Raw genomic sequence first — 23,525 nt, 5'->3', positions numbered from 1 at the left:
AAGAGTTGAGTTAAGTCATGATGAGGGCCGTGCATAGGCGAGCTGGTCTCTCAGACGCCCCGCCCGGGGCACTCGGGCTGTTGGGAGCGGCAGGCTGAACGGGTCGGTTTCCCTTCCCGCTTACACCCCCGCCCCATCAAACGGGTCTTCTTCCCGAGCCCTCGTCCTGGGCAACGGACCGGTCGCCCAGGCCCAAACGCCCAGGAACGGCCGCCTATTTTCGGGGACCGCTTCGGCCTTAGATGCTTTCAGGCCTTATCGGACGCGGCGTAGCTGCCCGGCTATGCCCTGTAGGACAACCGGTAGACCAGAGGCCGCGGCTCCCTGTTCCTCTCGTACTGGGGGAGCCTTCCCCTCAGGCGGCCAGCACCCCCGGTAGATAGCATCCGACCTGTCTCACGACGGTCTAAACCCAGCTCACGTTCCCCTTTAATGGGTGAACACCCCCACCCTTGGCCCCTGCTGCAGGGCCAGGATGGGAAGAGCCGACAGCGAGGTAGCAAGCCTCGGGGTCGATATGGGCTCTCGCCCGAGACGACTCTGTTATCCCCAGGGTAGCTTTTCTGTCATCCCTGGCCCCCACCGGGGAGGCACAGGGGTTCGCTAGGCCACGCTTTCGCGGCTGGACCCGCCTCTGTTACGGGTCCAGTCAGGCCGGCTTTTGCCCTTGCACTCTACGGCGGATTCCTGACCCGCCTGAGCCGACCTTAGGGCACCCTCGATACCTTTTCGAGGGTGTGCCGCCCCAGCCAAACTGCCCACCTACCGCTGTCCCCCCCTTCCGGGGGTTAGCCGTACGGCAGAGGGTGGGCGGTGTCTCATGGACGGCTCCACCCGCCCCGGAGGGCGGGCTTCGACGCCTCCCGCCTACGCTGCGCACCCCCCGCCGTACGGCAACGGCAGGCTGCAGTAAAGCTCCATGGGGTCTTCGCTTCCCACCGGGGGTCCCAGGCATATGCGCCTGGCAGAGGTTTCGCCGGGCCCCAGCCGGGGACAGTGGGGACCTCGTTACGCCATTCATGCAGGTCGGCATTTAACCGACAAGGAATTTCGCTACCTTAAGAGGGTTATAGTTACCCCCGCCGTTTACCGGTGCTTCACCCGGTTGTACCCGGGCTTCACATACCGGCACTGGGCAGGCGTCGGCCCCAGTACAAACCCTTTCGGGCTAGCTGGGACCTGTGTTTTTACTAAACAGTCGGGCCCCCCTAGTCACTGCGACCTGCGGGTTACGCACCCGCAGGCACCCCTTCTCCCGAAGTTACGGGGCCAATTTGCCGAGTTCCCTCGGCTGGGTTTCCCCCGACACGCCTTAGGCTTCTCACCCAGGGGCACCAGTGTCGGTTCTCGGTACGGTCGCGGTGGATCGTTCCCGAGGGGCTTTTCACGGGCCCCAGGGATCGGCGGAACCCCCCTTACGGGAGGCCATTCGCGCTTTCATCCGGTTCTCGCCATTACGGCACTCCCCGGACTTATACGCTTAGCCGGCCTTGTGGGCCGGTCCGCCTACCCCGAGGCGTCACCCCTCGGGCTTGCGTTGCCGCGCCTACCACCGCGGTACGGGAATATAAACCCGTTTCCCTTTCCCCGACGCCGAGTTACGGGTCGGGTTAGGACCGACTAACCCACGGCTGACGAACATTGCCGTGGAACCCTGGCCCCTACGGCGGCCGGGATTCTCACCCGGCTATGCTGCTACTCCCGGCAGGATCCACAATACCGACGGGTCCACCGGACCTTACGGCCCGGCTTCCGCCCCATCGGCACGCCCGCCTACCCGATCACGGACCAATCGGTCCGTGCGCCGGGGTCTCGGCGGCCGGCTTAAGCCCCGTCCATTTTCGGGGCCCCTGACCTCGACGGGTGAGCTGTTACGCACTCTTTAAAGGATGGCTGCTTCTAAGCCTACCTCCCCGCTGTCTAAGGCCAGGGACACCCTTTGGAGTAACACTTAGCCGGCACTTTGGGGCCTTAACCCCGGTCTGGGTTGTTCCCCTCTCGGGTGACGGCTTACACCGCCCCCCTACTCCGGCCATCTACGGCGGCGGTGGGTTCGGAGTTTGACAGGGAGCCGGAGGCTTTCGCCCCCTAAACTCCCAATCAGTGCTCTACCCCACCGCCTACCTCCGGCCGGGCTATCCTGGGGGATAATTCGGCGGGAACCAGCTATCGCCGGCCTCGATTGGCCTTTCACCCCTAGCCCGGGGTCACGGGAGCGAATTGCACGTCAGCACCCCTATCGGGCCTCCATCCCTCGGTTGAGGGACTTCACCCTGCCCCGGGCTAGATCGACCGGCTTCGGGTCTCACCCGAGCGACTCCGGGCGCTTTCACACCCCGTCCCTCGCCCTTACGGGCTGCGGACCTGTCGGTTTCCCTGCGGCTTCGGGGCTGACCCCCTTAACCTCGCCGCTCGGGTGAACTCCCTGCCCCGTGATCCAAGACGGACGGTGCAACCCCGGTCACCTCCCCTCGTACTCCACGGTCGCCCGTGTTTCCTTCGGGGAGGGTCAACCCTTTCGGGCCGCACCCTCCTATCGCCGCCTGGTTTCAGGCTCTTTTCACCCCCCGCCAGGGGTGCTTTTCAGCTTTCCCTCACGGTACTAGTTCGCTATCGGTCTCGGGACGTATTTAGGGTTGGGAGCCGATGCCTCCCAGCTTCCCGCCGGATATCCGACCGACGGTACTCAGGGACACCCCAGGAGCTCGGGGGCTTACGCCTACGGGGCTTTCACCCTCTACGGCGCCGCGTTCCAGCGGACTTCGGCTTCGCCCCCAGGGCTCCTTCGGGGGCCCTACAACACCACATCCCCCGAACCTTTCGGCTCGGGGTTCAGTTTGCCCTGTGCCGCTTTCGGTCGCCCCTACTCACGGCATCGCTTTTGCTTTCTTTTCCTGCGGGTACTAAGATGTTTCAATTCCCCGCGTTCCCCCTCCCGACTGGGAGTGCGGCAAAGCCGCGGGAGGTCCCATTCGGGCATCCCCGGTTCGACGGCTGCCTGCGCCTCGCCGGGGCTTATCGCAGCTTGCCACGCCCTTCGTCGGCGCCCCGAGCCGAGCCATCCACCAGGCGGCTTAGTTGCCACCGGGCGGGGCGTTTTCTGGACCAGCTCGCCTATGCACGGCCCTCATCGTGACCCCTGTTCGGGGTCTCAGGCCCTTCCACCCCGAGCCAAGCTCGGGATGTGCACCTCTTCGTGGTGGACCGGCCGGGATTTGAACCCGGGGCCTCCGGCTTGCAAAGCCGGCGCTCTCCCAGGCTGAGCTACCGGCCCACTTTGGCAGGCCCGACACCCCTTAAACCCCCCCGGACGGGTTCCCGGCGATAGGAGGTGATCGAGCCGTAGGTTCCCCTACGGCTACCTTGTTACGACTTCTCCCCCCTCACGGAGCCCAGGCTCGACCCGGCCTCCCCGAAGGGAGACCAGGCCTCACCCAGACCCCGCTCGGGTGGAGTGACGGGCGGTGTGTGCAAGGAGCAGGGACGTATTCGCCGCGCGATGATGACACGCGGGTACTAGGGATTCCAGCTTCACGCGGGCGAGTTGCAGCCCGCGATCCGAACTGAGGGCGGGTTTAGGGGATTCCCTTCCCCTTTCGGGGTCGGATCCCATTGTCCCGCCCATTGTAGCGCGCGTGTAGCCCGGGGGTTTCGGGGCATACTGACCTACCGTCGCCCGCTCCTTCCTCCGGCTTATCGCCGGCGGTCCCCCCAGAGTGCCTCCTCCCCAGCGGGGAGGACTGGCAACTGGGGGCGCGGGTCTCGCTCGTTACCACACTTAAGTGGACGCCTCACGGTACGAGCTGACGGCGGCCATGCACCTCCTCTCGGCGCGTCCGGCAAGACCTTCAGCCTGGCCTTCATCCTGCCGTCGCCCCCGGTGAGGTTCCCGGCGTTGAATCCAATTAAACCGCACGCTCCACCCCTTGTAGTGCTCCCCCGCCAATTCCTTTAAGTTTCAGCCTTGCGGCCGTACTCCCCAGGCGGCGGGCTTAACGGCTTCCCTCCGGCACCGGGCGAGCTCGAAGCTCGCCCGACACCTAGCCCGCATCCTTTACAGCCAGGACTACCCGGGTATCTAATCCGGTTCGCTCCCCTGGCCTTCGTCCCTCACCGTCGGACCCGTTCCAGCCGGGCGCCTTCGCCACTGGCGGTCCCCCTGGGATTATAGGATTTCACCCCTACCCCAGGGGTACCCCCGGCCTCTCCCGGTCCCAAGGCCCGCAGTATCCCCAGCAAGCCCCACGGTTGAGCCGTGGGATTTCGCCAGGGACTTACGGGCCCGGCTACGGACGCTTTAGGCCCAATAATAGCGGCCACCACTTGGGCCGCCGGTATTACCGCGGCGGCTGCCACCGGCCTTGCCCAGCCCTTATTCCCGGAGCTTTTTACACTCCGGAAAAGCCGTGCCTGAGGCACGGCACTGGGGGTCCCCCCGTCGCGGTTTCCCGCATTGCGGAGGTTTCGCGCCTGCTGCGCCCCGTAGGGCCTGGACCCGTGTCTCAGTGTCCATCTCCGGGCTCCCACTCTCATGGCCCGTACCGATCTTCGGCTTGGTGGGCCGTTACCCCACCAACTACCTAATCGGCCGCCGGCCCATCCTCGGGCGGGCAGAGCCCCTTTCGGCCTGGGGACCTTCCAGTACCCCAGGCCTATGGGGGATTAGCCCCAGTTTCCCGGGGTTATCCCCCTCCCGAGGGTAGGTTACCGACGTGTTACTGAGCCGTCCGCCGGTGCGCGCAGAGCGCGCCCCATGACTCGCATGGCTTAGTCGGACCCCCATAGCAGTGGCCTCCGGCAGGATCAACCGGAATTGAGCAAGGAGTACGGCCGGTGGAACTCCCCTCAAATGGGGGAGTACCGATTCCCGTCCGGGGGTTTGGTCGGGGTGTCGGGCCTGCCTTACCCCCGAGGGGTCCGCCTTTCGGCGTTTCCTCGGGAGCGCACCTCGTGTGACCCGGACTGGAGGGCGGGGTTCATCGTTGGGTGCTTTGCACCCGTTCCCCCCGACGCCGCCGTCTTGGCGTCCGGGTCTTCGTCGCCCCCTGTTCGGGGGCTCCACCCAATAGGGCTGAACCCCCGCAGTGAAAAATTTTTGCAAAACCCGTGAGCGGGGAGATTTTTAGAAAAGAACCTGTCAAAAGAGAGAACCAAAATGCACAAAAATAGGCATGAAAATGTTAAAAATTTTTGCAGTCAGAAGCGAAGTATTTCCGGGACAACGCTTATCTTCGAGACGGGGGTGGGTATTGTGTTCGTGACGGCGAGCTCATCAACAGCACCGCCAACCCTCTCGATGGCACCCTCGGCAAAGACCCCATGGGTGGCCGCAACAAAGACCTTACCCGCACCCATCTCCCTGAGCAGGTTGGCCGCCCTTATCATAGTACCCCCGGTGCTTATGATGTCATCAACTATAAGCACGTTCTTGCCCTTGACGTCTATGTCCACGGGCCTCATCTCGACCTCGGTAGGTGAGATTCTCCTCTTCTCAAAGTGGCTATACTCAAGGCCGAGCTCTTCAGCAACTGCCCTAGCCCTCTCGCGGGCGCCTTTATCAGGGGCAAGGACTATCCCCTCACCAAGCTTCTCGCGGAAGTAGCCCGCTATGACCCTCGCCGGCGAAACGTTGACTCCCTTGCCAGGGAAGTACTTGAGGGTCTCGGGGTTGTGGAGGTCGAAGATGTAGAGTTCATCGTAGTAGATGCCGAGCGCCTTCATTATCGCCCTCACGCTCACCGGCTCACCATCCTTCGTGACCCTGTCCTGCCTGCTGTAGGCGAAGTAGGGAACTACAGCGCGGAGTTTCGTGAAGCCCTTCTCCCTGAGTGCGTCCCCAATGAGGAGTAGCTCAACGATTTTCTCGTCCTGCGGTGCGAAGGTAGAGCTGACGACCGTTGCTTCACTACCTGAACCGAGAACCCGGACGTACTTCTCCTCATCCGGGAACTTCTTTATCTCGACGTCAATGATTTCTCCGCCGAGTTCCCTCAGCTCCGGCTCAAGGTGCTTTCCACCGCTCCCTATGACGAACATGAGAACCACCCCCTTTGACAGTCTCCTGTCGAATTGGCGACTTATAAACCCACCGTCATACCAGAAGAACGGCAATGATTCCGGCGAGAAATATTCCGTCGAAGGTCCCCGCACCACCTATGCTCACCATCGGTGCCCCCAGCTTCTTGATTTTGTCCCAGTTCATCAGGTCTGCCCCTATGAGGACACCCAGCGTCCCGCTGACGTAGGCAACGAGGGTCGGGTTTCCATCACCAAGCAACCAGCCGAGAAGGACGGCAATGAGGGGTGGAAACAGCGTCGGCATTGCTATCCCAAGACCCCTAACCGGCCTCGCAACGGCGTTGCTGAGGAGGGCCGCAATGAGGACGGCAAGAAGGGTGTTCATGAGGAGGCCGTACTCCCCTGCGTGGACGAGGCGGAAGAGCTCGTAGAGGGCGATGCTCAGCGGAACAAGGGCACCGCCAACGTTTACCGCTATTACGACTTTCCGCTCCTTCCAGTCAAAGTACGGAACCGGATAAAGGATGCCGAAAAACCCCACTTCACGAACCCTGATTACCGGCTCGTACGTCACCTCCTCGGCCACGGGGATGTTTATGAAGCTCCCGACGAGTGCAAACGTGAAGAGCGTGATAGCAACATCGGGAGGGAGGCCAAGCCTGTGGAACGCTATGAGAACAGCACCCGAGAAGAAAAAGAACGTGAGGACGAAGACAACCGCTATGAGAATCAGAAACGGCCAGGTAAGGGGTGGAAACAGGAAGCGCCTCGCTCTATTCATCCTTAACCACCACGTTGGCCCAAATCTGAACTCCTTTGGCCATCTCCACTTCCTTGGGCTTCTCAAACTTCTCGGCGTTTTTGAGCACCCACGCGTAGAGTGGCTTCCCGTTGGAGTACTCACGGAGAAAAGAAACGCTCGCGCGGTGCTTGTCCTCGTGCTCCGCTAGCTCCTCCGGCGTGAACGGGCCGAGGACGTCAACAAGTTCGGCCTTTCCAATGGCCTTTCCGTTGGAGATTATCAGAATCTCGCCCCTAACTCTCGTCCTTGTCTTCCTAATCTCCCACACTTTCTTGCCTTCAACTATAAGGCTCGCATAGGGTTCTCTCACTATGAGGCCTTTTTTCTTCTCTATCGTCATCGCTTTCAGTAAGGTTTAGAGGTTATAAAGCCAACGCTGGGAAAACTTTAAGTCCGCTTTACCGAAGGCACTTGAGGAGGTCGAACCGATGAAGGTCATATGGTACGGTCACGCCTGCTTTTGGGTTGAGACGAACGGAGTGAAGATACTGATAGACCCATACCCGGAAGTTGACGACGACCGAATTGGCGAGGTTGACTACATCCTGATAACCCACGAGCACACGGACCACTATGGAAAGGTCGAGCTCCTGTCAAGGCTCCGCGACGCCACGGTAATAGGCCCCAAGCAGGTCTACCTGATGGCGGTGGCAGACGGTGTTACGAAGGTCAGGGAAATCGAGGCGGGACAGACGATAGAGCTCGAAAACGGAGTGAAGGTTACGGCCATCTACGTCGAGCACCCGTCGAGCCAGTACCCGCTCGGCTACCTGATAGAGGGCGACAAGAGGCTCCTCCACCCCGGAGACACCTACGCAGGCCCAGTGTTCCAGAGGCTTCGCGGTAAGGTGGACATCCTGCTCGTCCCGATAAGCGGTCGCTCAACGGCCAATGCGAGGGAGGCGACGCAGATAGTCGAGGACGTGAGACCGAGGGTGGTAATCCCGATGCACTACGGCGTTTACAACGACGCCGACCCGTCGAAGCTGGCCGAGGAGCTCAGGAAGAGGCGCATTTGGGTGCTCTTCAGGGAGCCGAAGCTCTACGAGGAGATGTCCTTCTGAGGGAAAGGCATGCTATCCACGGGCTCACGGAAGCTCGACGAACTGCTGGGGGGAGGCTTCGCCCCCGGCGTTCTCACCCAGATTTACGGCCCCTATGCTACCGGGAAGACGACCTTAGCCGTTCAAACAGGAATTCTAAGCGGTAAGAAGGTCGCCTACGTGGACACAGAGGGAGGCTTTTCTCCCGAACGGCTGAAGCAGATGGCAGAAGCGAGAAACCTCGACCCCGAGGAAACACTGTCGCGCTTCATACTCTTTACACCTGCGGACTTCACGGAGCAGAGAAGGGTTATAGGCTCGCTGAAGAAGGTCGTTGACGAGTCCTTCTCGCTCGTCGTGGTGGATTCCATAACCGCCCACTATAGGGCCGAGGAGAACAGGATGGGCCTCCTGACCGACCTGAGCAGGCAACTCCAAGTTCTCCTCTGGATTGCAAGGAAGCAAAACATACCCGTCCTCGTAATCAACCAGGTGCACTACGACAGCCGACTAGAGAGAACGAGGCCAGTTGCGGAACAAACCCTCGGCTACCGCTGTAAGGACATTTTGAGACTCGACAAGCTCCCGAAGCCGGGCCTAAGACTAGCTATCCTCGAAAGGCACCGCTTCCGCCCCGAGGGCATAATGGTCTACTTCAGGATTACAGAAAAGGGCATTGAAGACGTTGGTGAATGATATCGCTGAGGTCGAAGGCCAGGACGCCCTCTTTTCTCAGCTCCTCCTTATCCTCAAGCTCCCTCGCTATAATGCCGAACCGGTAATCCCCTTTGAGCGGGAGGAGTTCGGCTTTTCTTTCAAGGAACCTCAAAACCTTCCTCGCGTCTCTCAGGCTCAGGTCCCTCCACTTCACCTCGAAGAGAACAACGTTTTTCCGGTCGTAGGCGACCACGTCTATCTCTTCTCCCCCCTGCCACCACCTGCCAACGCGCTCGGGCCTAAAGCCAAGGTCGAGCCCTCTCACGAAGTCCAGGGCTATTCTCTCGTAGGTTTTGCCAACGAAGGCAGGAAACTCGGCCCTAAAGCGCTCAAAGACCTTCTCGGGATTCTCCTCAAGGGCGGTGTAGTTGTGGTAAACGAAGCGGAACCAGAAGTTGAAGAACTCGTCGCTTATGCGATAGATTACTTTCCTCGTCTTCAGAGGGTTCTCGGTGACGGGAACTTCTCTCATCAGGTACTCGAAGTGGTTCGTCAGCTCGCTGAGGTACTTGCCGACGGTGAGGAGCTTCATACCAGTTTTGTCGCTTATCTCCTTGGGCGTAACGTAGCCAAGGCTGACCGCTTCGAGGATTGAGAAGTGAGCGCGGTAGAACCTGCCGAACTCCAGCTTGAGGACGTTTAAACCTTCTTCCCTCAGAGGGGCGAACTCGTCGAAGAACAGCGCCTTTAGGGTTTTGAGAGAGTCTCCACGGTAGTAGCGCGGGACGTAGAGGAGGTACCTTGGCATTCCGCCCAAAGCCGAGTACAGCTCAACGAAATCCTTCGGTGGAACATCAACAAGAGAGCGCACGAAGTTAAATGAAGTCCAGAAGTCAAAGGGCTTCAGCTTAACCCACTCGTCCACCCTGCCGAAGAGGGGCTCTTTTCTGTCCATGAAGATGCGCTTAATCATGCCGACGTACGAGCCTATGACTATAAGCATGAGGTTTGAGGTCTCCTTTTTCTCGTCCCAGAGCCTCTGGAGGGAGGAGAAGAAAGAAGGTTTAACCGTCCTGAAGTTCTGGAACTCGTCGAAGACCACAACAAGCTTTCTCTCCCGCGAGTAGTCGAGCAGGAACTCAACCAGCTCCTCCAGGGAGCCGAACTTTGGTTTCACGTAAGGGGGAAGGTAGCGGGAAAGCTTCTCCTCAATCTCGCGCGAGTACTCCTCGAGGAGCAACGCTTCGTCCTTCTCGCCAACGAAGAAGTAGAGGCCAAGTTTATCACTCAGGAACTCCCTGGCCAGGGCTGTCTTTCCAACCCGCCTCCTGCCGTAAATTACGAGAAAGCTTGAGCCAGGAAAGGAGTAAACCTCGTTGAGCTTCTCAAGCTCGCGTTCCCTGTCGTAAAACATATTACCCACCGAGTATATTACTGAATGAGTAATATTTAAGGGTTGTGGGGAATCAAAGCCAAGACTAACAAGCTCGGCACGCCCCTAAGCCACGAAGTTACCAAACGTTTTTGAGAGCTATCTTCAAACACCCACATATGAACTCCCCAGAAACCGAAAGAACACACCAGAGAAAAAGGCTCAAGTTACCGGTTCTTCCCGGCGGCAGGAATCTACCCCCGAGGACATTGAAAAGACCATAAGCCTCGGCCAGGGTAGTGAGATAGCAGAGGAAATGAGAGTAAAGAAAACGGGAAGAGAGCGCCTTCAAATCCTCTCGTAGACCTCCTGCGTAATCCTCAGCACGGCCCTGTAGAGCTTCTCGCTTATTATACCCTCCTCGTAGTGTTCCGCTAACTTCTCCTTGTCGATTATCTCCTTCGTTCCATCTGGCCATTTAACGATGTCAACCTCAAGGTCAACGTAGCGCGCTCCATCGGGGTAAATCTCAACGGGAGTGTTGATGTTGTAGTACTCGCCCTTCAGGTTGCCGTTCTTGTCGTAGTAGCGGTGCACGAACCACCACTTGCCGGCCTCAATCTCTGTTATGGCGTAGTCGCCGAACTCTATCGGCAGGTCGAGGCCGTCGTAGAACTTACCGGGCTTGAGGTGCCTCTTTATCGTGACCTTGAGCGGGTTGTGGCTGACCTCCAGAACTTCTCCCGGCCCAATCCTTATCCTCTGACCGTCGGGCTTGACGTGGTCGAGGCTGAAGAGCCAGCCCCTCCTCGGCCCCTTGTTCTCTATCAGAGCCTCCCAGAAGCCCCGGTTCACCTTCATCCTCTGGCCGGGAACCTTGGCGAGGATTCCCTCCGCTATCTCAACCGCGAAGCCGAGTTCGGGGTCTTTAGCCTTGAGCTGGTGGTGGCCCTCCACGGTCGGGACGACCTTGTTCCTTATCTCGTCGAGCTTCTTCTTGGCACCGCCACCGAACTCGACCTCGTAGATGTTCCTGCCCTCGATGATGAGCGACGGCGCGAAGTAGGTGTCAGCCTTGGCCAGTCTGTCGGCGAGCTTTGAAAGCCTGACTATCTCGTCCCTCAGGGTGTTCCAGTCCTTGTAGGCCGCGGCGGTTCTCCAGAGGATTCCCCACTCGCCGAGGTCTATGCTCAGGCCGAGGATTCTGAGCCTCTCGCGCTCCTGGTTGTCCCTTATCTTCCTCGAAATCTTCACGTGCCTCTGGGCCCCTATCGGCTTGGGAATCAAAACGGCGTAGTCGCCTGGAATAGTTAGGGTAGTGCTGAGGTGTGGCAGGAGGTTGTGCTTCTTCACCTGAACGAGAACCTCGTCCCCTTCGTTCGCCCTCGGGAGCTCGTTCTTGGGGAGGGTTCCTATCGCGCTCCCGAGGTCAACGTAAACGTACCGCTCATCAACCTTAACAACGAGACCCTTGTAGATGCCGTAAAGCTGGTAGGGAAGTCTCCTGAAGAAAACATCAATCAGCTCCTCCTCCAGGACGGCCTTGGCCTCCTCAACGGCGTTTCCAACGAGAACGACGCCGTGCCTGTCCTTCTTATCGTAGATGTCAACGTCGAACTCGTCGTAGGTCTTCTCAAGGCCGAAGCGCTCGACTATCTTGTTGCTCGGCTGGCTTATGCCGAAGCCCCTGTCGAGGAAGAGCTTCGTTAGGGCCGTTGAGTAGATGCCCCGAATCCTAACCGTAAGCCCTGTGTCTGTAGACACCTTCACCACCCCTCATCTTCTTCTCCACCACTCCAATGAGCGCCAGTCCCTCAAGGATTTCCTCAGTGTCTCGCACCCCGCTGAGCTTCTCCACGTTTCTCGCCTCAACCCAGAGCAGGCCCTTGGAGTGCCATTCGAGCAGGGCCCTCTCGACGCGGTGAACGTCTGAGGAATGAGCGTAGAGCCTGTAAACGAAGCGAACGAGCGTGTCGAGCCTCTCCTCAAGGTACCTCGTTCTGTGGACTTCCTCCAGTATGCCAACGGGAACCTTTTTGTGGTTTTCGCCCAGGAATGCCAACCCCTCAACCTCGGCCGAGAGCTCGCCTATCGCCTTCCTCACCGCGTAGTCGTAGAGCCTGTGAAACTGGACCAGCCTGTCGAAGGAAGCCTTCAACCTCGCCCGCGAGTTGAAGTCGTCACCGCGGAGGAGCGAGAGGACTTCCTCAAGGCGGAACTTCATCTGGTGCTCGTTCTTGTAAAGCTCCTTCGAGAGCTCCTCAAGCCTCCCGCCGAACTTCGCCAGCTCACGGTAGAGCGACGAGGCCCTCTCAAGCTTCTCGGCCGAGAGCTCGTGCAGTGACCTGAGGACAGCCTCGAGCTCCTCAGCGCCCTTCTCACCGTAGAGCTCGGAGAACTTTGATTCAAAACGGGAGTGAAGCCTCTCAAGCTCCCCGAGAAGTGACCTGAGCTCGTCAACGTCCATCCCCGAAACCCCCTAATGTAGGAGTTGGCCGTAGGCCTACTTTTACTTTTCGATTGGCGGAGTTAAACGAAACCGCTTACCCGAAAGCCTTTTTTAAAAGGACAGTGTATCAGAGTACGGTGTTGCCATGACCCTCTACGACCGCTTTGGAAGGCCAGTAACGAACCTCAGGATTTCGCTCACGCAGGAGTGCAACTTCCGCTGCTTCTTCTGCCACCGCGAGGGCCAGAGGTTTTTGGCCGCGAATGAAATGACCCCCGAGGAAATCGAGAGGCTCGTCAGGATAGCTTCCCGCTTTGGGATAAGGAAGGTTAAGCTCACAGGCGGTGAGCCGACCGTTAGGGAGGACATCCTCGAAATCGTTCGGAGGATAAAGCCCTACGTGATTGACCTGAGCATGACGACCAACGGGAGCCGGCTTAAGGAGCTCGCAAAGCCACTCGCAAAAGCGGGACTCGACAGGGTGAACGTCTCACTCCACAGCCTCAAACCGGACGTTTACCGCAGGATTACCGGCGTTGACATGCTTGAAACCGTTCTGGAGGGCATAGAGGAGGCCGTGAAGTATCTCAGCCCCGTCAAGCTCAACATGACGGTCATGAGGGGCCTCAACGACGGCGAGATAGGGGACATGGTCAAGTTCGCCGCGAAGACTGGAGCAATACTCCAGCTGATAGAGCTCGAAGCGCCGAGGGAGATGACCGAGACCAAGTTCTTTAAGAAGTACTTCTATCCGCTCAGGCCGGTTGAGAAGGAGCTCGAAAAGAGAGCCGTTGAAATCCGCGAGAGAACGATGCACAGGCGGAGGAAGTACTTCATCCCGACCGACTACGGCATAGCCGAGGTCGAGGTCGTTAGGGCGATGCACAACACGGTCTTCTGCGCCAACTGCACCCGCTTGAGGGTCACTTCCGACGGCAAGTTCAAGACGTGTCTGCTGAGGAAGGACGACCTTATAGACTTCCTAACGGCGATGAGGAACGGCGCAAGCGATGAAGAAATCGCGGAAATACTCCACCAGGCCGTCCTGATGAGAGAGCCTTATTGGAAATAGTTTGGCATTGGATGCCCTGGACATATTGGCCTTCAATAGATATTCATCGAAATTTTTTAAAATTCGTCTTAACGCATGGGTTTGATAGAAATGGAAAAACATTTAAACTATTTTGTAGATACCACAAGCAAGTTTGGAAATACTGCGGTGCGGTGGGGTTATGTATCAAAACATTCCAGGGCTCCTATCGGGATTTGCACTTGTGACAATTGGACTGCACCTTATTTGGATAGCACTCAAGTACTACAAGGCCCTCGAAAAGCCCGGGAAAAAGTTAGCTTGGAGATTCTTGATTTCGATATCGCTCTTTACTGTAGGTTCAATTGGGGTCGTCATAGACTCTCTAACCGAAATCCAATTATGGTTCATCATGGCCATCATTTATCCAATCTCCTACTTTATTTTGGCCTCCTCAGTTGGATTCTACCTTAAGGCCCTGCTCTCAAAGCAGGCGAAGCCAATAAAGCCCCACAAGAAGGCGCCGGTTCTCCCAATATCCGGAGCATACTCCTTGAGGAAGCCCGCAACACCCCAAACGCTGGCGTACCTGTCGAGGATTTCAAGCGGACTGCTCGTCATCAGCAGGACAAAGAAGGAGAGGTGGGTCAAAAAATATCGGCTTGAGCCGGATGAGTTCGTATGGCTGAGCAATATGGAGGAAGAAACTGCAATCAGCCCCACAAAGCTCCACGTGATTCAGGGCAAGATACTCCAGTTTCTGAACGGGAGCGGAGGAAAAGCAGTGGTGTATATGGAGGGGGTTGAATATCTGGTAATCTACAACGACTTTCCCCCAGTTGCAAAGTTCCTGTTCTCGGTCAAAGACTACGTTATTTCCCATAAATCGGTGCTTATCGCTTATATCCCCCATGGCATCCTGGATAAGTCACAAGAGAGCATTATTCTAAAAGAGTTCAAGGAAGCGGAGGAGGAAGAACTACTTAACGAAATCTCCCAAAAACTCCTAGTAACAATGGTGGAACAGAGGGAAAGTGCTAGTGTCGATGAACAAGAAAATGTCATGTCAAACAGTGAATGATGGCCCCAGCAGGGGTACTTTTGGAGCCGTACTGCAGTCTTGGAGACGCGAACAAGCACCCGCCGTAGAGTAGAAAGGTTTTTTGGGGAGAGATGCAAAGTTTTAATGGTGGAACAGTGGAGCTAAACAACCTCTCGCCGTATCTTTCAGGGATAATGCTGATTCTCATAGGCCTCTATGGTATGGTTAGGTCGTACCAAGAGTGGAGACTGCATGACGAGCCGGCCAAACGGCTTGCCCTAGTCCTAATGGTCTCATTCGCCCTGTTTGGGATCGTCGGAGGAGTTAGTATAATCATGCTTATCGCCATTGACCCCGAGTTCTGGGTCATTGAGGCAACTGCAATCACTTCGGGGTATCTTCTCCTGGTGTATGCAACGCTGAGCATGCTCACCCGTCTGAGAACAATCCAGAAAAAACCCAGGACAGGAGGAGCAGAGGAAAAACTCGAAAGACAGAGGGTAAAAAAGGTAAAACTTCCCCTCCCCTCTGCGGGGGTAGTGAAGTCCCGCAAAGACGCTGTATTACTCCTTAGGGCAATAGCAAACTATGCTGGCCGCCCCATCCTTGTCATTGGAAGGGAGCACCCCGATGAGTGGGTCGAAAGGGCGGGCATAGAACCCGACGAGTACATATGGCTTACAAGGGTTGAGCACAGAAAAGCCGTGAGTCCGAGCAGCCTGCATGTTCTCACAGGAAAAGTTGAGGCATTCCTAAAGGGTAAGCCGGGAGGTGTGGTCTACATTGAGGGAGTTGAGTATATGCTCTTTTACTCCGACTTCAAAGCCGTTGCAAAGTTTTTGTTCACAATCCGGGACATGGCAATAATGGAGAATGCCCACATAATCCTTCTAGTAGATGAAAACACGATGTCCCCAGAACAGACGGCAATACTAAAAAAAGAGTTCGAGGAAATAGACGTAGAAGATGCCCTCGAAAAGCTGATGGGCCCTGCACTGTTTGGAGCTATTCCCAGCGAAAAACGGAGGGGCAACAATGCCAGCCCTGAAAGTCCCGAAGAAGGAAGCGGAGCCGGTGAAGAGAAAGCTGAAGAATCTGGGTCTCTACGACGGGAAGAGGAGACCGAGGAGAGAAAGTGATTTCGTCCTTCTGCCTGTAGTTGAGGACGAGAGAATTTATTCCCTCGGCTACGAGGTTTTACCAATTGAGCTCCCCCTCAGGCCGGAGAGACAGATTTACAAGAACCTTGAGAGCGTCCTTGCGGAGAGGCTGAGCGAGGAGGAGCTGAGGCACCTCAGGCGCTACGACGTGGTTGGGGACATAGCGGTAATCCAGATACCGCCCGAGCTGGAGCACCGCGTTGACGACATCGTCTGGGGACTGAGAAAGGTTCACCCTTTTCTGAAGGTCGTCGCAAAGAAGGGCTTCCACGAGGGGGCCTTCAGGATAAGGGACTACTCGATAATCTGGGGCGAGAAAAGGCTTGAGACAGTCCACAGGGAGAACGGCGTCGAGATTAAGGTTGATTTGAGCAAGGCATTCTTCAACCCGCGGATGAAGGGAGAACGCTATCGGCTGGCCCAGCTGGTGAAAGACGGCGAGAGGATTTTAATTCCCTTCGCCGGAGTTCTGCCGTATGCCCTCGTGATAGCAAAGTATAGAAAGGTCAAGATAACTGCCGTCGAGCTGAACAGGGAAGCCTACGAACTCGGACTGGAGAACATAGAGCGCAACAGGAGGAGGCTGAAGGGAGAGATAGAGTTCATCTACGGCGATGCCTTCAAAGTCCTGCCGGAGCTCCCAAGCTACGACCGCGTGATAAGCCCAACGCCGAGGGGCGTTGATGCCCTAAGTTTAACGCTCTCAAAGGCCGAGCGCTGGCTTCACTACTACGACTTCGTCCATGAAAACGAGATTAAAGCCTTCAGGCGGAGAATACTTGAGGAATGCCAAAAGCTCGGAAGGGAGTGCTCGGTAATGGTGAAGAAGGTCAGCGACTTCAAGCCGCATGTGTTTAAGGTGTGTGCCAATGTTGAACTCATGCGAGGCCCTTAAACTTGATGTTGCACCACAATACGACTCCCTTATTCGGATTTCTTTTGTCCGGTTCTAAATGGGAAACCCAGGTTAGAACAAATTTATACTTGAAAAAAAAAGAAAAAAGACTTACTTATAGTAAAAGGAAAAACTTATAAAGGTTAGCTGTACAACTGATATTGCAAAAACCTAATGATGGAGGTGACCTCATGCGGTGGAAACCACTCCTCGCAGTCCTGTTGGGACTGCTGATGGTCGGAGTAACGGCAGGAAGTGCGATGGCAGTGGAAATCAACAATGATTCGAAGCACTTAAGCGGGATAGTATTAGTTCTGAAGGGGAGGTACTATCCCCATTCATGGAAGGGGAACTACACAAAGTCATCACCTGCCCAAACAGTTGCTAGGTTCAACATGCGGACTCATGAATTAACAGCAATCTTTATGTACGAACAAACTATGGAGCCCACCAGGTACAAGGTTAGAATACTAAAATCACATCTGTTCAATGGATACGCATTGCTACCCATAGGTAGTAGCCAAAAACACAACAACATTCATCTTCTTGAGATTATAGTATATGACAACGGAACGATACAGATTTTTGCTAAAGACCATAAGGGCAACCTAATAGCCCTCAGTGGATATAGCCGCAGCTTAATAAGGGGACTGCATCTATCACAGTTCCCATCTGAAGATATTCCAGACAATTTGTGGATAATGTCCGTAACACCTATCATTAATGGAACAACAAAAATAGTAAAAGTTCCAACAGATTATAGTACAATGGCGACACGCTCAACTTCTGTCTCTAAAGTTATAGAATATCAATATACCGCAAAAGCCGCACATTGGAACGTTACATTTTACATAACATTCAAACTATACATGTATGGACCAACGTCGCTAGATAATTATGGCAAATACCGTGTTTCAGTGTCTGTCTTGGACAAAGGGGTATACTATAACAAAAAACATGTACATCACAATGGAGTTCCCCTCTCGATTGGGAATATAAAGCCTATTGAAATTGGGTTTATAGTTCCAAACGATGACAACATCAAAGACAGGATTATATCAACACAGTTTTCATATCATTCACCTTCAGATATTTTATCAAAATTAGCAGTAGGATGGGACCTCCTAGTGGGGGGGTTCAATCCAATAACTGTTGTTGACACCTTTTTCAACATAAAACCAGATGTCAAACTAGATCTTAGGCACACAGATGAACCTCCCAATGCAATTCATGTAAAGTTCGAGAATGTACCGTTATGGTCTCCCGAAGACTATGTGGAAGGTTTATTCGAGGTTGACCATTCATCAGGCATAGGCAGTGGAACTATTACCACGTTTTTTGCAGTTCCACTCTATTACAAACAGGGCAAATTCCACTATATAGAGACTATCAAAGACAAACTCAAAATAACCGCTGAGCATCTAGACAGTAAAACTGCTCGAAGGTGATGAACATGCCAAGCAGGTGTTCACTAGCAATCTCCCTCCTTCTCATTTTTCTCGTTGGTACCAACGTCTGGACATATGCATATTACAAAGAGACCGTCAGAGAAGCACAGAAAAATGGCGACATACACACAGCCGTACTGCTCACAGGTACGTATCTCCATGATACACGCTCCCACTCGGAGGCCGCTCTCAGCGCCCTTTCACAGGGAAACTTTGACATCTTTAACTTCACGATGGGTGAACTCCACAGCGACTTTGTGAACCTTGGGTTTTCATTGGACCTAATAGCGGAACTCGTATTCCCCGAAGAATATCCTGATAACACAACGGTGGTCAGCATGACCGAAACGGGGTCGTGTGCTGACTTTGTAAATAAAGCGCGGGATGCTGTCTTATCCGGCCAAGGGAACCTCTCTGCCGTTAGAGAAGGCCTTATACTAATCCACAATTTTGCCAACCAATGGATAACCGGCGATGCTAATTCCCATGCCCTTAAAAATAACTCCACGCACGTTCATCATTTCGCTAACAGGTGGATCTTTTCTGGCTCCCTCGTTAGCAGAGCATTCCTTCAGGCAAACGAGAGGCTTGAAGAGAAATGTGAGCTTCTCGCCCATAAAATTGATGGAGGTTGATGATACCGATTACTCCAGATACGCCCTTAAGGAATCAAAACACAGATAGCAGGGCGCACATTATTAGGGCAAGAAGCATAAAAACGATAAAAATCGGTAAAATACAAAATCAGAGCCTCACTTCTTCCCCAGGAAGTCGAACAGCGTCGCCTGCTTGCCCTTCTTCTTTTCAGGCTTCTTCTCCTTCTTCCCCACGGGCTCTATCTCCCTCTCGGCCTCCTCAAGCTCTTCCTCGCTGAGTTCCTCCCCTTCCCCGGGTTCTCCTTGAGGGACTTCCTCCGTCTCCCCGATTTCTTCGGCCCCTTCCGACCCCATCTCCTCTTCTTCCTTCTCCCTAGCCTTCCTGAGGCCCTCGCGGACGCTCGTCTCCAGCCTGCCCCGCTCCCTGAGCTTCTTCTCGATGTTCATGGCCTTGCCCCATATTGTCTTGGCCTTCTCCGAGTCCCCAGCTATGAACTCAACTTCCTTGAGGTTAAGGTCGAGGTAAACAACGAAGTGCGCCGCAAGGTCTGGGTTGTTCTCGAATATGACGCGGAGGTAGTGGAGCGTCTCAAGGGCCTCAAGCTTGGCCATGTGCATTTCTTTCATTATTTTCTTGACTATCGAGTCCCTGAGGCCCCTCTCAGCCTTGCTCTCCGCCAGGAGCTTAATCGTCTTCGGCGGGTAAATCCTCACGAAGCCCTTCTTCTTGACGCCGGCGACGGCAACTCCGGCCGTCATCATGTCGGTGGCGTACTTCCAGAGCGAGTAGTTGCCGGTCCTCTTCGCCCTGCCAAGGTATATGTCGGCCCTGCTCAGGGCCTCGTAGGCCCTTGCTATGTCCTCTGGCTTGTAGTAGACGTAAGGCACGTTCTCGTCAATCCAGAGGAGGAGCTCGTCGGGAAACATGTCAACGCCGAGCGTCGCCATCTTTGCCCTCTTCGCGTTGTCGGTCGCGAAGACCTGAGCCAGAGCCTGGAAGACGCTCTTCTCGACGTCACGGTAGGCCAAAACTTCCTTTGCGTCCTCGACACCACCCGTAACCACCGTCTGGAGGTCGTTTATCGCCGCCCTTAAATCGCCGTTCGCGCGCTTGGCTATCTCGTAGAGTATTTCCTTCGGAACCGTCTTACCCTCGCGCTTGAGAATCCTCACGAGGGCCTTTATGATGTCCCTCTGCGTTAACCTCTTGTACTCGACTATCTGGGCCTTGTTCCTAATCTCCTTGGGAACCTCCCAGTAGTGATTGGCGCTCATTATGATAGGATTCCTGGCTCGGTCTATGAGCTTCGCTATCTCGCGAGCACCGCTCGGCTCTATGTTGTCCGCCTCGTCGAGAAAGATTAGCTTCCTGCGCTTTCCGAGGATGTCCATCGTATAAGCGGCCTGAACGTAGCGCTCTATCTTTTCGTAGGTTCTCTCATCGCTCGCGTTCAGCTCGATGACCTCGAAGCCGTACTCGTTGGCCAGGGCATAGACGGTGGTCGTCTTGCCGACGCCTGGAGGTCCAGCGAGGATTAGCGCCTTCTTCTTCGGGGGGTTGCCGTGAAGCCAGGCCTCGACCCAGGCCCTCACCTGCTCTATTGCCTTCTCCTGGTTCACTATCTCGCTCAGCTTCCTCGGGCGGTATTTCTCAACCCAGGGAACCTCGGTCATGGCAATCACTTGCCCTTCTTGTCACCCATAATCGTGAACTGAGCGAGTAAAGCTTCGAGCTGTATCATCTCGTTGGCGCCTTCAACCAGGCGGAAGTTGTACTCGCCTATCTTGTCTGCCAGAGCTACCTTCTTGTCCTCCGGAATCGGCAGGTTAAACACTTCCTTGTGCATCTGAATCAGCACGTCCTCACCGCTGAGGCCCTGCTTGAGGAGTATGTCCCTCAACTTGTCCCTCGCTTTCAGGAAGTTACCCTCCAACGCTAAGGTCATCATCTCGCGAACGTCCTCCGGGCGGGCTCTGCTGGCAACGAGGAAGACGTTCTCGTCGGTTATCTTCTTGTCCAGAGCGGCCGCCGCCTGGAGGACGTTGATGGCCCTCCTCAGGTCGCCTTCGGCAACGTAGAGAATCGCCTGAAGGCCTTCTTCGGTGAGCTCAAGCCCCTCCTGCTCGGCGATGTACCTTATACGCTTCGCTATGTCCTCGTCGTTGAGGGGCCTGAAGCGGAAAATTGCACACCTCGACTGTATCGGCTCGATAATCTTGGAGGAGTAGTTGCAGTTGTGGCTGACGACGCCGTTGGATATGAAGCTGTGGTCTCTGGCGCAGGTAACGTCGTAGACGTCGAGGTAGCCGAGCTCCTCCTTCTTGATAATCCGCTCAACGACGTAGCCGTCGAGGGTTCTCTCGCGGAGGAACTCCTCAAAGGTCATGAAGTCCCTTGTTAGGCCAATTGGGACGCCCTTGAGTCTGTTCACAACAAAATCCCGCTTGACGCCGAGGACTTTGGCGGCATGAGCTGGATTTGTAGCTGTGGCGAGCTCCACGGCTTTTTCTGCAACCTGCGGGAGGACGAGTTCTTTGTACGCCAGCTTAATCCTGAGGTACTCTCCAACGAGCCTCGCATGGGAATCCTTGGCGTAGGCGTAGCCAACCCTCGTGAGGAAGAGGAGGTAGTTGGCGTCGTTGGGCGTAACGAGAAGGCGAACGATGAACTTTCCGTCCTTCGAGGGGGAAACCACGATCTTCGAATCAACCTCGAATTCCCTGAGGAGCTCGGCCAAGTCGTTGAAGAACTCAGTGGTCTTCTCAAGGCTCTCCCTCGTCGCGCGCATCTCAAGCTTTATCCCGTTGAAGTTGTAGCGGTTTCCGCTCGGCTTCGTTCCGTCGGCTCCAAAGAGGCCCCTGAGGAACTCCCTCTTGACGAAGAGGTTGCCCCTCTTTATCCACTCTGGAACGGCGTAGCCCTTGGAGGTTTTGTTTCCAACCTCGACGTCCCAGAACCGCATGAGCGCGTGGAACGCTGAGCTGTCCACGTAGAGCATGTGGATTCTGCCCTCGACCTTTCTTCCGCGTATTTCTGAGCTGGTCTCACGTTCTATTATCTCAGAGGGCTTTAAGCCGAGCCTTCTGAGGTCCTCGGCGAGGAGCTCAAGTTCCTCCCTGCTCGAGTTGAACCAAACCCTGACACCTCCCTTGGCAAGGTGGCCGTCGCCGAGGAGGAATCCAAGGACCCTCGCAAGGATTCCCGCTTTCTCGTCGTCGTAGCGGACGAGCCACTTCTCCCTGACCTCCCGCAGGATGTCGTAGGCGATTCCACTTATCTCACCGTTGAGGAGCTTTCTAACGGTGGAGTAGCTTATCCTTATTCCGAACTCCCCCTCAATGGCCTTCTTCACGTCCATCGCGTTTCTTAGAGGTTTGCCGTTGCGAACCTTCCTGACGAACTGCCTTTTGCCTTCAATCCTCCTTTCGACGTAGCCCTTTTCCTCAAGGCTCTGGAGGAGCTGGTTGAGCCTCACCCTTGAGAGGCCGGTCTTCTTCTGAAGCTCCGCCCGTGAAACCCAGTCCTCTGGAATCTGGGTGAGGATTTCAGCCTCCCTAACCGTCAGCCCGTTCTCCATCTCGGCCTTGAGCTCAAGAACCCTTGCGAGGATTTTCTCCTTATCCCTCGTCAGGAGCTCGCGGAACGTCTTTGCCTCGCCGAGAGGCTTCAGCCCGTGCTCGCGTTCGATTTTCTCAAGGAAGCGGTAGAACTCGTGGAGGTCTATTATCGGTCTCGGGTCTGGTTCGTATGGGGTGCCCTCAAGCGTCGGCCTGACGAGGACTTCCGAGCCTTCCCTTAGGTCGTAGGTCTGAACCCAGCCCTCAGGCGTTAGGAACATGTGGTCGCCAGTAGCTTCGATTATCCTACCACTTTCAAGGGTCAACCTGAAGACGGGGTGACCGACTATCCTTGAGTTGAAAGCCACTGCTGCTATGACCGTATCCCTTCCAGCCCTGTTGCTCACCTCCCTGAGCAGGCCATTCTCGAAGTGCCTGAGGAAGTCCCGTATCTTAACTTCCCTTTCGTCGGGCGTGTAGATTTTCGTGTCTCCAGTGACGCAGCTCAGGATAAAGCGGACGTTGTTGGAAAACATCTCCATCGTTCTCCTCAAGGCCTGCTGGGCGTCCTGCGTTAGAGCGTCTGCCTCGTCAAGGAAGATTATCTTGAAGCTCGCCCCGCCTATCGGCTTCGTCCTTGCGAACTCCTTGACCTTCTCGCGGATGACATTTATCCCGCGCTCATCCGACGCGTTCAGCTCTAAGAAGTTATGACGCCAGTTTTCGCCAAATAACTCCCTCGCAAGGGCCAGAGCCGCACTGGTCTTTCCCGTGCCCGGCGGTCCAGCGAAGAGCAGGTGGGGCATCGAACCGGTCTTAGCGTAGTGTTTGAGCCTCTTGACTATGTGCTCCTGACCGACGATGTCATCGAGCCTCTGAGGGCGGTACTTTTCAACCCAAGGCTTCTCAAGAACCTTAACCTCTCTAATCTCCTCGGTCATGTATTCCACCTAAACCTTTATGAGAGCCAAGAGTTTAAGGGCTTTGCCATGGACCCGCTTGAGCACGCCTCGATTCCGAGCCTCGTTTACCTCGCACTCTCAAACGAGCCGACGCTGACGGGACTAACAGCACTCGTCCTCGGCGCGGTCTTCCCCGACCTCGATGCTTTAGCTGAGGAGCACCGCTCATACCTCCACTCCCTCCTGCCCTTTCTCCCGGCCCTTCTCCTCGGCCTGCACTTCAAGCCGTTTCTCCTCTTCGCCCTCGGCTGGGGAAGCCATCTCTTCCTCGACTTCTTCACCGGTGTCGTGCCCCCTGCTTACCCACTGTCGAGAAGGGGCTGGGGGTTGTCAATCATCGTCACAGGGCCGACAAATTTTAGGATTGAACTCAGACTAATCGAAAGGTATCCGGACAGAAAGCGCGACTACAGACTTGAAATCGGCGGGAGCGTTGCGCTCGCCCTTTTAACAATCCTCACGGCAATAATTAGACTGAACTAACCGGTTCAGT

17 protein-coding genes, 1 tRNA gene and 2 rRNA genes are annotated in these 23,525 nt (G+C 55.7%); 9 read left to right on the top strand and 11 right to left on the bottom strand.

Going from position 1 to position 23,525, the window contains the following annotated elements:
* Positions 1 to 60: 60 nt before the first annotated feature.
* The 6 genes from ACZ5ER_RS03465 to ACZ5ER_RS03440 form a co-directional block, all read right to left on the bottom strand.
* Positions 61 to 3,090, bottom strand: a 23S ribosomal RNA gene (locus tag ACZ5ER_RS03465).
* Positions 3,091 to 3,197: 107 nt separating this feature from the next.
* A tRNA-Ala gene (locus ACZ5ER_RS03460) sits at positions 3,198 to 3,274 on the bottom strand.
* Positions 3,275 to 3,326: 52 nt separating this feature from the next.
* Positions 3,327 to 4,814, bottom strand: a 16S ribosomal RNA gene (locus tag ACZ5ER_RS03455).
* The 16S and 23S rRNA genes sit together here with 1 tRNA gene alongside, the layout of an rRNA operon.
* 382 nt (positions 4,815 to 5,196) lie before the next feature.
* Positions 5,197 to 6,036, bottom strand: coding sequence for a ribose-phosphate diphosphokinase (locus tag ACZ5ER_RS03450; RefSeq protein WP_050002012.1), 840 nt, complete (start codon positions 6,034 to 6,036; stop codon positions 5,197 to 5,199).
* A gap of 55 nt (positions 6,037 to 6,091) precedes the next feature.
* Positions 6,092 to 6,799, bottom strand: coding sequence for a DUF1614 domain-containing protein (locus tag ACZ5ER_RS03445; protein ID WP_464934815.1), 708 nt, complete (start codon positions 6,797 to 6,799; stop codon positions 6,092 to 6,094).
* The gene (locus ACZ5ER_RS03440) at positions 6,792 to 7,160 is read right to left on the bottom strand and encodes an ASCH domain-containing protein (RefSeq protein WP_464934814.1); all 369 of its coding nucleotides are present in this window, start codon (positions 7,158 to 7,160) and stop codon (positions 6,792 to 6,794) included. The genes ACZ5ER_RS03445 and ACZ5ER_RS03440 overlap by 8 nt, the downstream gene beginning before the upstream one ends.
* An 88-nt stretch (positions 7,161 to 7,248) precedes the next feature.
* Here ACZ5ER_RS03440 and ACZ5ER_RS03435 point away from each other — a divergent pair, with 88 nt between their 5' ends.
* Both ACZ5ER_RS03435 and radB read left to right on the top strand, forming a co-directional pair.
* A complete protein-coding gene (locus ACZ5ER_RS03435) occupies positions 7,249 to 7,884 on the top strand; it encodes an MBL fold metallo-hydrolase (protein ID WP_050002015.1) in 636 nt (211 codons plus the stop codon).
* 9 nt (positions 7,885 to 7,893) lie between these two features.
* Positions 7,894 to 8,559 (top strand): DNA repair and recombination protein RadB, encoded by a 666-nt coding sequence (radB, locus tag ACZ5ER_RS03430; protein WP_050002016.1) that lies wholly within the window; start codon positions 7,894 to 7,896, stop codon positions 8,557 to 8,559.
* Here radB and ACZ5ER_RS03425 read toward each other — a convergent pair.
* The 3 genes from ACZ5ER_RS03425 to ACZ5ER_RS03415 all read right to left on the bottom strand — a co-directional run bounded on the left by ACZ5ER_RS03425 (position 8,525) and on the right by ACZ5ER_RS03415 (position 12,359).
* Positions 8,525 to 9,934: an ATP-binding protein gene (locus ACZ5ER_RS03425; RefSeq protein WP_464935077.1), complete on the bottom strand. Its 1,410-nt coding sequence runs from the start codon at positions 9,932 to 9,934 to the stop codon at positions 8,525 to 8,527. The genes radB and ACZ5ER_RS03425 overlap by 35 nt on opposite strands.
* 306 nt (positions 9,935 to 10,240) lie before the next feature.
* The gene (locus ACZ5ER_RS03420; protein WP_464935075.1) at positions 10,241 to 11,656 is read right to left on the bottom strand and encodes a ribonuclease FAU-1 family protein; all 1,416 of its coding nucleotides are present in this window, start codon (positions 11,654 to 11,656) and stop codon (positions 10,241 to 10,243) included.
* Positions 11,628 to 12,359: a hypothetical protein gene (locus tag ACZ5ER_RS03415; protein WP_050002019.1), complete on the bottom strand. Its 732-nt coding sequence runs from the start codon at positions 12,357 to 12,359 to the stop codon at positions 11,628 to 11,630. Before ACZ5ER_RS03415 ends, ACZ5ER_RS03420 begins: the two co-directional genes overlap by 29 nt.
* 127 nt (positions 12,360 to 12,486) lie before the next feature.
* On the opposite strand from ACZ5ER_RS03415, the gene moaA reads away from it, so the two are divergent.
* The 6 genes from moaA (at position 12,487) to ACZ5ER_RS03385 (ending at position 18,551) form a co-directional block, all read left to right on the top strand.
* On the top strand, positions 12,487 to 13,413 hold the full coding sequence (gene moaA / locus ACZ5ER_RS03410) for a GTP 3',8-cyclase MoaA (protein ID WP_464934813.1): 927 nt from the start codon (positions 12,487 to 12,489) through the stop codon (positions 13,411 to 13,413).
* 133 nt (positions 13,414 to 13,546) lie between these two features.
* Positions 13,547 to 14,452 carry a DUF835 domain-containing protein gene (locus tag ACZ5ER_RS03405; RefSeq protein ID WP_464934812.1) on the top strand — a complete coding sequence of 302 codons (906 nt, stop codon included), beginning with the start codon at positions 13,547 to 13,549 and terminating at the stop codon, positions 14,450 to 14,452.
* 116 nt (positions 14,453 to 14,568) lie between these two features.
* Positions 14,569 to 15,552 carry a DUF835 domain-containing protein gene (locus ACZ5ER_RS03400; RefSeq protein ID WP_464934810.1) on the top strand — a complete coding sequence of 328 codons (984 nt, stop codon included), beginning with the start codon at positions 14,569 to 14,571 and terminating at the stop codon, positions 15,550 to 15,552.
* On the top strand, positions 15,449 to 16,468 hold the full coding sequence (gene taw22 / locus ACZ5ER_RS03395; protein WP_050002024.1) for a tRNA (guanine(37)-N1)/4-demethylwyosine(37)-methyltransferase Taw22: 1,020 nt from the start codon (positions 15,449 to 15,451) through the stop codon (positions 16,466 to 16,468). The genes ACZ5ER_RS03400 and taw22 overlap by 104 nt, the downstream gene beginning before the upstream one ends.
* Before the next feature lie 191 nt (positions 16,469 to 16,659).
* Positions 16,660 to 17,916, top strand: a complete 1,257-nt coding sequence (locus tag ACZ5ER_RS03390) for a hypothetical protein (protein WP_464934809.1) — start codon at positions 16,660 to 16,662, stop codon at positions 17,914 to 17,916.
* On the top strand, positions 17,916 to 18,551 hold the full coding sequence (locus ACZ5ER_RS03385; RefSeq protein WP_464934808.1) for a hypothetical protein: 636 nt from the start codon (positions 17,916 to 17,918) through the stop codon (positions 18,549 to 18,551). The genes ACZ5ER_RS03390 and ACZ5ER_RS03385 overlap by 1 nt, the downstream gene beginning before the upstream one ends.
* 117 nt (positions 18,552 to 18,668) lie before the next feature.
* Here ACZ5ER_RS03385 and ACZ5ER_RS03380 read toward each other — a convergent pair whose 3' ends face one another.
* Together ACZ5ER_RS03380 and ACZ5ER_RS03375 are read right to left on the bottom strand one after the other, a co-directional pair.
* A complete protein-coding gene (locus ACZ5ER_RS03380; RefSeq protein ID WP_464935073.1) occupies positions 18,669 to 20,186 on the bottom strand; it encodes a replication factor C large subunit in 1,518 nt (505 codons plus the stop codon).
* 5 nt (positions 20,187 to 20,191) lie between these two features.
* Entirely contained in the window at positions 20,192 to 23,011 is a 2,820-nt protein-coding gene (locus tag ACZ5ER_RS03375) for an AAA family ATPase (protein WP_464935072.1), read from the bottom strand.
* Between the two features lie 48 nt (positions 23,012 to 23,059).
* Between ACZ5ER_RS03375 and ACZ5ER_RS03370 the strand changes: the two genes are divergently transcribed.
* A complete protein-coding gene (locus tag ACZ5ER_RS03370) occupies positions 23,060 to 23,515 on the top strand; it encodes a metal-dependent hydrolase (RefSeq protein WP_050002029.1) in 456 nt (151 codons plus the stop codon).
* Positions 23,516 to 23,525 lie beyond the last annotated feature (10 nt).

Source organism: Thermococcus marinus (assembly GCF_055389025.1).
This window is presented reverse-complemented; position numbering and strand designations above follow the sequence as displayed.